The following is an 8,182-nucleotide window of genomic DNA, read 5'->3' on the forward strand; positions in this document are numbered from 1 at the left end:
GGTATTTGGCAACCTGCTGGAAAACGCCGCCAAGTATTCGCCCGCCCACACCGATATCCACATCAGCGCCACACCACAAGGCACGAACATGCTGATCAGCGTGCGCAATGAGGGCGCAGGCTTTCCAGCGGACCGCCTGCCCACCATCTTCGGCGTGTTCGAGCGCGGCACGCCTGAATCCAGCATCCCCGGCGTGGGCCTGGGCCTGTCCATCTGCCAGGCCATTGTGGAAGCGCATGGCGGGCGCATCGAAGCCCTGAACCCGCCAGAAGGCGGCGCCGAAGTGCGCTTCATGCTGCCGTTGGGCAACCCGCCCACCATCGAGCCCGAACCTGAATCCGGCGCCAACCAGGAGGGCCAACCATGAGCGCGAACACCGCCCCCTTGAGCCCTACGGTGTTGCTGGTCGAAGACGACCCGCACATCCGCCGCTTCGTACGCTCCGCCCTGGAAGGCGATGGCTGCAAGGTGGCAGAGAGCGACACCATGCAGCAAGGACTGATCGAAGCGGGCACACGCAAGCCCGATATGGTGATCCTGGATCTGGGCTTGCCCGATGGCGACGGCAGCCAGTTCGTCAAAGACCTGCGTACCTGGTCCACGATGCCTGTGCTGGTGCTGTCGGCACGCGCTGCCGAGGTCGACAAGATCGACGTGCTGGACGCCGGCGCCGACGACTACCTGACCAAGCCCTTCTCTGTTGGCGAACTGCTGGCCCGTGTGCGCGCCATGCTGCGCCGCGCCCGCCGTGGCACCGACATCGAGCAACCCATCTGCCTGTTCGGCAACATCGAAGTGGATCTCATCCACAGGCAAGTGACACGTGGGGGCCTGCCTGTGCACCTCACGCCAATCGAATACCGCTTGCTGTGCGTCTTGCTGGCCCACACGGGCAAGGTCATGACGCACCGCCAGCTTTTGCGCGAAGTGTGGGGGCCGTCGTATGCTGACAGCAGTCACTACCTGCGCATCTATGTGGGCCATCTCCGCCAGAAGCTGGAAGATGACCCGGCGCAGCCCCGCTACTTTCTGACCGAGGTCGGCGTGGGCTATCGCTTTCAACCGGGAAACTGAAGGGATCACGACAATATGTCATCCGACCATCAAGGTGCATCACGTCTGGGGGCCTTGACCCTGGCTGCACTGGGCATTGTTTTTGGCGACATCGGCACCAGCCCCCTGTACGCATTCAAAGAAGCCTTCAACGGCCCGCACGCCTTGGCCATCTCGCCTGAAAACGTGTTGGCCACGCTGTCGGCGCTGCTGTGGGCGGTGCTGGTCATCGTCTCGATCAAGTACGTGTGGATCGTGCTGAAGTACGACAACGACGGCGAAGGCGGCGTGCTGGCGCTCACGGCCTTGGCACACAGGTTGACGCATGACGCACCAAGGCGGTCGTTGCTCGTCGTCAGTGCAGGCGTGTTTGCCGCCGCGCTGTTTTATGGCGATGCCATCATCACGCCGGCCATCTCCGTGCTGTCCGCCGTGGAGGGCATCAGCGTGGCCACACCAAGGTTCGAGCACTTCATCGAACCCATCACCATCGGCATCCTCATCGGCCTGTTCTTCATCCAGAAGAAGGGCACAGGCAGCGTAGGCCGACTGTTCGGGCCGATCACGGTCGTGTGGTTCCTGACCCTGGGCGGCATGGGCTTGCACAGCATTGCGCAAACGCCCATGGTGCTGCAGGCCGTCAACCCCATGCATGCGCTGAACTTCACGATCGCCCATCCGGGCAGCGCCTTCATCCTGCTGTCTGCCGTGTTCCTGGCGCTGACAGGCGGCGAGGCCCTGTATGCCGACATGGGTCACTTTGGCGCCAAGGCTGTGCGCCTGGGTTGGTACGGTCTGGTCTTCCCCTGCCTGATCATCAACTACTTCGGGCAAGGCGCGCTCGTGCTGCGTGATGCCCACATGGCCGAGAACCCCTTCTTCCTGATGGCCCCGCAAGCCCTGTTGATCCCGCTGGTGATCCTGGCTACTGCTGCCACCGTCATCGCATCACAAGCCACGATCTCAGGCGCCTACTCAATGACGCTGCAGGCCAGCCGCCTGGGTTACCTGCCGCGCGTGCGCATCCTGCACACCTCCGACAAGGAGAAGGGCCAGATCTACGTGCCCAGCGTGAACTGGCTGATGTTGCTGGCGGTGATCGCCCTGGTGCTGGCCTTCAAGTCCTCCGGGGCGCTGGCTGCTGCCTATGGCATCGCCGTGTCAGGCACCATGATCATCACGACCTTGCTGACAGCCTTCGTGACGCGCATCCAGGCTCGCACGCTGCGCCGCCCTACGCTGATCGCGCTGGGTGCCTTCACCTTGCTGGAGATAGGCTTCTTCATGTCCAACCTGAGCAAGCTGGGAGAAGGCGGCTGGTTCCCGCTCACGCTGGGCGCGATCATCTTCCTGATGCTGACCACCTGGAAAGAAGGCACTGGCCTGGTGGCCGATCAGCGCCGCAAGATCGACATCCCCATGGATGACTTCATCCACAGCCCTCGGCCCGACGTGCCACTCGTGTTTGGCACCGCGGTGTACCTGACATCCGATCCGACCATCGTGCCCAGTGCCTTGTTTCACAACCTCAAGCACTACAAGGTGATGCACCAGCAGACGGTGTTCCTGCATGTGCTCAATGACAACGCGCCCTACATCCACGATGACGAGCGCGTCTCGGTGAGTGAACTGGCTCCTGGTGCCTTCCGCGTCTCCGTGCGCTTTGGCTTCCGCGAAGAGCCGGATATCCCTGAAGCGCTGAAGCTGATCAAGCACCCGACGCTGTCGCTGGAGCCCATGAGCACAACCTTCTTCGTGGCCCGCTCCAGCATCGTGGATGGCCCCGGCGCCCTGCCCGCCTGGCGTTGTGCGCTCTACAGCTGGATGACACGGCAAGCGGAAGGTGCGGCTACCTATTACAGCCTGCCCGCCAACCAGGTGGTGGAGCTGGGCACGCAGGTCATGCTGTGATGCGCCTGATGCGCATCTTCAAACCGACGGGCACCATGGTCAGCGCCATGTGCTCGTCAGCATCACGCCCATCGGGTGTGTCCACACTGACGATGTCGAAGTGCTGCAGCAGCATCGCCGCCACGAGCTTGATCTCCAGCAAAGCCAGGTAACGCCCCGGGCAGATGCGCGGGCCCGCGCCAAAGGGCATGGACACGCGCTTGGCATGGTGTGGGGCCAGTTGCGTGGCCTCATCCAGCCAGCGCTCCGGCATGAAGCGCTGGGCTTGCGGGAAGGTGTCATCACTCAAGGTGTCGTGGCGCATCACCATGACCACGGACGTACCGGCACGGATCTGCACATCGCCCACCACCGTGTCCTTGAGCGCCTGCACCACATTGAAAGGCCCCACGGGCTTGATGCGCATGCTTTCGTGGATGCAGGCTTCGAGGTAATCCAGCCTGCCCAGGTCGTCGGCCGTCCAGTTATTCAGATCGCCCAGGCAGCTGTCGACCTCCTGCCGCGCCCGCTGCAAGGTATGCGGGTTGCGGCTCATCAGGTAGATCATCCAGGACAGGCTCGTGGCCGTGGTGTCCTCACCCGCCAGCAGCATGGTGAACACATTGCCCACCACATCGTCATCGCTCATGCCGCTGCCGGGTTCATCCGCCGCCACGATCATGGCCTCCAGCAGGTTGTGCGGGGCCGCTCGCCGAGCCGGATCCTGCAGACGCACACGCGCCTGGGCCATGAAGCCACGAATGGCCACGTTCACGGCTTTGACACTGCGGTCCAGGCGCCGATCACGCGGCAGCTTGAACCACTTCCAGTAGCGCACGATGGCGTGGGAGCGGCGCCAGATGGTCGGGAAGATCTGGTCCAGATGCCGCTGGATCACATCGTCGTCAGACTCGATCGTGTTGACGTCCATGCCAAAGGCCAACCCCGAGATCGCATCCACCGTGAAGCGCATCAGATCGGCCTGCAGATCGATGGCCTGGCCCTGTTGGGCCGCGAGTTCGAACCGGTCGCGCAAGCGCCCCGCCACTTTCAGCAAGGCTGGCAAATAGGCCCGCACCTGCCCTGGCGCAAAGCTGGCCATGACCATGCGGCGCTGTTTGGCCCAGTGCTCGCCTTCGGCCACGAACACGCCGTCCTGGATGCCCATCTCGGCCATGATTTCCTGCATGCGCGAGGGGCGGCGAAAGCCTTCCGGCCGATCGCGCAGCAGCGAGGCAATCACCTCGTGGTCGGACACCACCAACAAGGGAAAGCCGCCCAGGCGCACATGGATCATGGGCCCATAGCGCTTGACCCATGCTTCGACGTTCTGATGCACTTTGCTCAATTGCACCTGCAAGGCATTGCCCACCACCGGCCACTGAGGCGGCCCCGGCAGATCGCGCAAGCGGCGAACACGAGGTGCAGCACCAGGTTCTGGCGGCACGGACTGACGCGAGTGAGGCAGGAATGACAGCTTCATGCGCCGAACTATCTCCCTTTTCCGTGCCCCTGTCACTGACTGCAAACACCCATGAATTGACCCGTGCGCACGTGTCGGATTCGGCCCCTCGCAAGGCGTCCACTAAACTGGCGGCTCATTTCAGCATTCAAAGGACTCCCGCCATGGGCGCGCAGTGGAAAGCAAAACACAAGGATCTGGCAGCGAACATCAAGGGCCGGATCTTCGGCAAGCTGGCCAAGGAAATCATGATTGCCGCGCGCAACGGCGCTGATCCGGCTGCCAACGCCCGGTTGCGCCTGGTGGTGGAACAGGCTCGCAAGGCCTCCATGCCCAAGGACACGCTGGAGCGCGCCATCAAGAAAGGCGCCGGCCTCACAGGCGAAGCGGTGCACTTTGACCACGTGATCTACGAAGGCTTTGCGCCGCACCGCGTGCCGGTCATGATCGAATGCCTGACCGACAACGTGAACCGCACGGCCTCCGACATGCGCGTGCTGTTCCGCAAAGGGCAGCAAGGCACATCCGGCTCAGTATCCTGGGATTTCGACCATGTGGGCATGATCGAGGCCGAACCCGCCCGCGCTGACGCCGATGCCGAAATGGCCGCGATCGAGGCCGGTGCGCAAGATCTGGAGCCTGGTGACGAAAGCGTCACGCTGTTCCTGACTGACCCGACCGATCTGGATCTGGTCAGCCGCGCCCTGCCTGCTCAAGGCTTCACGGTGCTGTCGGCCAAACTGGGCTACAAGCCCAAGAACCCCGTAGACCCGGCCAGCCTCAGCGCCGAGGCGCTGGAAGAAGTCGAAACCTTCCTGGCGGCCATGGACGCCAATGAAGACGTGCAGAACGTGTTTGCGGGATTGGCAGGTTGAGTTTGAACGACACATCACGGGCCGATGCCGATACCCAGGAACTCGAACCCATCTACGAAGCGCGCCTGTGGCGTGACAACGGCTGGACAGCCAAGGTCGTCAAGAACGAAGACGATGACGGCTGGGCCGTTGAGATGATCAAGGATGGCGAGCCCGAGCCGGCCCTCGTGGGCCCCTGGACCATGGGCCGCGACAAGAAGAACCCAAAACCTTTGGATACGGGCGCCTTCAACACCCTGGTCAAGACAGCCTCGGAAGTGATCCGCCGCCATGAGCAGCAATTGCATGCCCAGCTCCACAAGAGCCAGGTCGTGCATTCGGCATCTGGCCAGATCACCGTGTGCCTGGACATCGTGCCCGACGAAGATGACCCGTATGCGATGCTGTCAGCGCAGGATCAGGGCGGCGAACAGCTCGCGCAGGTTCGGGTGGCGCCCAACTTCAAATTGACGCTGAGCAGCGCCGAGGCCTGGGTGGCGTCTGACTTTGTCAAACCCGGTCGGTGACAATCACGCCCCATGAACCAGCCTTCTACACCGCTGCTCGCCTGGCACTACACGCTGGGCGTTCACCTGCTTCGCATCCTCGAAAACGGCTACATCCTGCCGCAAGACACCCCGGAGACACCCGCCGTGGAGTGCCCGGTGGCCTGGTTCTCGCTGAGCCAGCAGCATGACCCATCTGCACTCAAGTCCATCCTCGTCAATGGCGTGGCGCAGCCGCCCACCCTGGCCGTGATGAAGCAATTGGGCAATGGCGTATATCGCCTGGGCATCAGCCCACGTGCACTGCTGGGCGGCGAAGCCTTGCGGCGCGAAGCACGCATCAGCAAGGCACGCTGGGCCGAATTGACCAAGCAAGCCAAGGCTTGCGGGGCCAACGTGGCGCAGTGGTTTGGCGCCATCGACCCCGTGGCCGCATCCGATTGTGTGATCGAGGTGCTCGGGGACGATGGGAAGTGGAAGCGGGTCGCTTCCTGAAGCGATTGACAGCGTGCGCTGACCTCAGTCCTTGAAGGTCGGCGTCTGCTTGCTCATGCCGGCCATCATGGCCGCCGTCAGGTCGTTGGACATGAGCATGGCCGCATTCCAGGTCGCGATGTAGTTCAGGCCATCGGCCACGGAATGATCGCGGCTGTAGTTCAGCATTTCCTTGGTGCCACGGATGGACAACGGTGACTTGGCCGCGATCTGCGCAGCCAGTTCACGCACGCCAGCCTGCAAGGCCTCGCGTAAGTCGTACACCTTGTTGACCAGACCGAGCGACAGCGCCTCGGCGGCATCCACCTTGCGGCCGGTGTAGGCCAGTTCACGCACGATGCCCTGGTTGCCGATCAGCTTGGGCAGGCGCTGCAAGGTGCCGACGTCAGCGGTCATGCCGATGTCGATTTCCTTGATCGTGAAGTAGGCGTCAGCCGATGCGTAGCGCATGTCGGTACAGCAGATCAGATCCACGCCACCGCCCACGCAGCCGCCATGAATGGCAGCCAGCACAGGCTTGCGGCAACGCTCCATGCTGGTCAGCGTGTCCTGCATGTCCAGGATGACGCGACGCAGGTTCTCGCGGGTGCGGGCTTCGCAGTCGTTCTTGATCTGGGGCAGCAGGCCCATCATCATCTGCAGGTCGATGCCCGAAGTGAAGTGCTTGCCCTCGCCTTCGATGATGGCCACGCGGGCGTCGACGTTCTCATCGATCCAGGTGAAGGCCTTGCGGATGTCCTGCCACATGGTGGCGTTCATCGCATTGGCCTTCTCGGGGCGGTTCAAGCGAACCACGGCCACATGGTTGTCCAGGCTGACGGTGACGGTTTCGAGTTGCATGGTTTGTCTCCTCGGCTGTCGCGTGAGGTTCTTTATTGATTGTGATTGGCCTTGTAGGCCGGCAGATAGGCGGCCAGGCGCGCGCCCATCTCGGCACCCAGTGCCTGCAATGCATTGAAGGGGCGGACCATGACTTCGAAATCCACGATCTTGCCCTCTTCATCGAAGCGGATCATGTCAATGCCCTTGAGCGACTTGTCGCCCACGCTGGCGCTGAACTCCAGCACCACGTTGAGCCCATCCTCGGAGACCAACGTGCGGTGGTATTCAAACTGCGTGAATACCTTCGACACGGTATTGAGGATGAGGTTGACAGCGGCCGCGCTTACATACGGCTTGAAGGCCATGGGCGAGCGGAACACGGCGTTGTCATGCAGGATCGTGGGCAACCTGCCCAGATCCTGCAGCGACACCATCTCGTGCCACAAAGCCAGTGAGGCCGCCGCAGCGGGCTTGAGTGCAGAAGGCGAACTCATGGTGTCACTCCAGGGTTGATCAACGCAAGGTCACGACAAGATCAAAGGGCCGCAGCCACTTCGGTACCTTGCTTGATGGCGCGCTTGGCGTCGAGTTCGGCGGCCACGTCGGCGCCACCAATCAAGGTCACCTTCTTGCCAGCGGCTTCCAGGCCGGCTTGCAGCTCACGCAAAGGCTCTTGCCCTGCGCACAGCACCACGTTGTCCACGGGCAGCACCACATCCTTGCCTGCCACGGTGATGTGCAGGCCGGCGTCGTCGATCTTGTTGTAGCTGGCGCCCGCGATCATCTCGACGTTGCGGTTCTTCAGCGAAGTGCGGTGAATCCAGCCTGTGGTCTTGCCCAGGCCGTCGCCCACCTTGCTGGTCTTGCGCTGCAACAGGTAGATCTGGCGCGGGGCCTTGTCCAGGTGCGGCTGCTTGATGCCGCCACGGTCCTTGTACTCCGAGTCAATGCCCCATTCGGCATTGAACTTGGCCAGGTTCAGCGCGGGGCTCTCGCCTTCGTGCGTGAGGTACTCGGACACGTCAAAGCCGATGCCACCGGCACCGATCACGGCCACCGTCTTGCCCACGGGTTTCTTGTCACGCAGCACGTCCAGGTAG

Annotated in this window: 10 protein-coding genes; 6 read left to right on the plus strand and 4 right to left on the minus strand. The window is 62.7% G+C overall.

Annotation, left to right across the window (positions count from 1 at the left end; translation table 11 throughout):
- From EPO09_RS01890 to EPO09_RS01900, 3 genes are all read left to right on the plus strand, one after another.
- On the plus strand, positions 1 to 367 hold a 367-nt coding region (locus EPO09_RS01890), incomplete at its 5' end, for an ATP-binding protein (protein ID WP_290639618.1).
- Complete coding sequence (gene kdpE, locus EPO09_RS01895; protein ID WP_290639620.1) at positions 364 to 1,074, plus strand: two-component system response regulator KdpE; 711 nt, start codon at positions 364 to 366, stop codon at positions 1,072 to 1,074. The genes EPO09_RS01890 and kdpE, both read left to right, overlap by 4 nt.
- A 15-nt stretch (positions 1,075 to 1,089) precedes the next feature.
- Entirely contained in the window at positions 1,090 to 2,964 is a 1,875-nt protein-coding gene (locus tag EPO09_RS01900) for a potassium transporter Kup (protein ID WP_290639621.1), read from the plus strand.
- Here EPO09_RS01900 and EPO09_RS01905 read toward each other — a convergent pair.
- Positions 2,954 to 4,426, minus strand: a complete 1,473-nt coding sequence (locus EPO09_RS01905; RefSeq protein ID WP_290639623.1) for a cytochrome P450 — start codon at positions 4,424 to 4,426, stop codon at positions 2,954 to 2,956. The genes EPO09_RS01900 and EPO09_RS01905 overlap by 11 nt on opposite strands.
- 143 nt (positions 4,427 to 4,569) lie before the next feature.
- Here EPO09_RS01905 and EPO09_RS01910 point away from each other — a divergent pair, with 143 nt between their 5' ends.
- From EPO09_RS01910 to EPO09_RS01920, 3 genes are read left to right on the plus strand one after another with little or no spacing between them, the layout of a single operon-like run.
- Entirely contained in the window at positions 4,570 to 5,280 is a 711-nt protein-coding gene (locus EPO09_RS01910; RefSeq protein WP_290639625.1) for a YebC/PmpR family DNA-binding transcriptional regulator, read from the plus strand.
- Between the two features lie 2 nt (positions 5,281 to 5,282).
- Positions 5,283 to 5,786, plus strand: a complete 504-nt coding sequence (locus tag EPO09_RS01915) for a hypothetical protein (protein WP_290639627.1) — start codon at positions 5,283 to 5,285, stop codon at positions 5,784 to 5,786.
- Positions 5,787 to 5,798: 12 nt separating this feature from the next.
- Positions 5,799 to 6,260 carry a hypothetical protein gene (locus EPO09_RS01920; RefSeq protein ID WP_290639629.1) on the plus strand — a complete coding sequence of 154 codons (462 nt, stop codon included), beginning with the start codon at positions 5,799 to 5,801 and terminating at the stop codon, positions 6,258 to 6,260.
- A 24-nt stretch (positions 6,261 to 6,284) separates the two neighbouring features.
- Here EPO09_RS01920 and EPO09_RS01925 read toward each other — a convergent pair whose 3' ends face one another.
- The 3 genes from EPO09_RS01925 to EPO09_RS01935 form a co-directional block, all read right to left on the minus strand.
- A complete protein-coding gene (locus EPO09_RS01925) occupies positions 6,285 to 7,100 on the minus strand; it encodes a crotonase/enoyl-CoA hydratase family protein (protein WP_290639630.1) in 816 nt (271 codons plus the stop codon).
- Between the two features lie 32 nt (positions 7,101 to 7,132).
- Positions 7,133 to 7,576 carry a nuclear transport factor 2 family protein gene (locus tag EPO09_RS01930; RefSeq protein ID WP_290639631.1) on the minus strand — a complete coding sequence of 148 codons (444 nt, stop codon included), beginning with the start codon at positions 7,574 to 7,576 and terminating at the stop codon, positions 7,133 to 7,135.
- 41 nt (positions 7,577 to 7,617) lie between these two features.
- Positions 7,618 to 8,182: FAD-dependent oxidoreductase (locus EPO09_RS01935; protein WP_290639633.1), on the minus strand; the 565-nt coding region annotated here is incomplete at its 5' end.

Source organism: Aquabacterium sp. (assembly GCF_004297345.1).
Lineage (GTDB): Bacteria > Pseudomonadota > Gammaproteobacteria > Burkholderiales > Burkholderiaceae_C > Aquabacterium.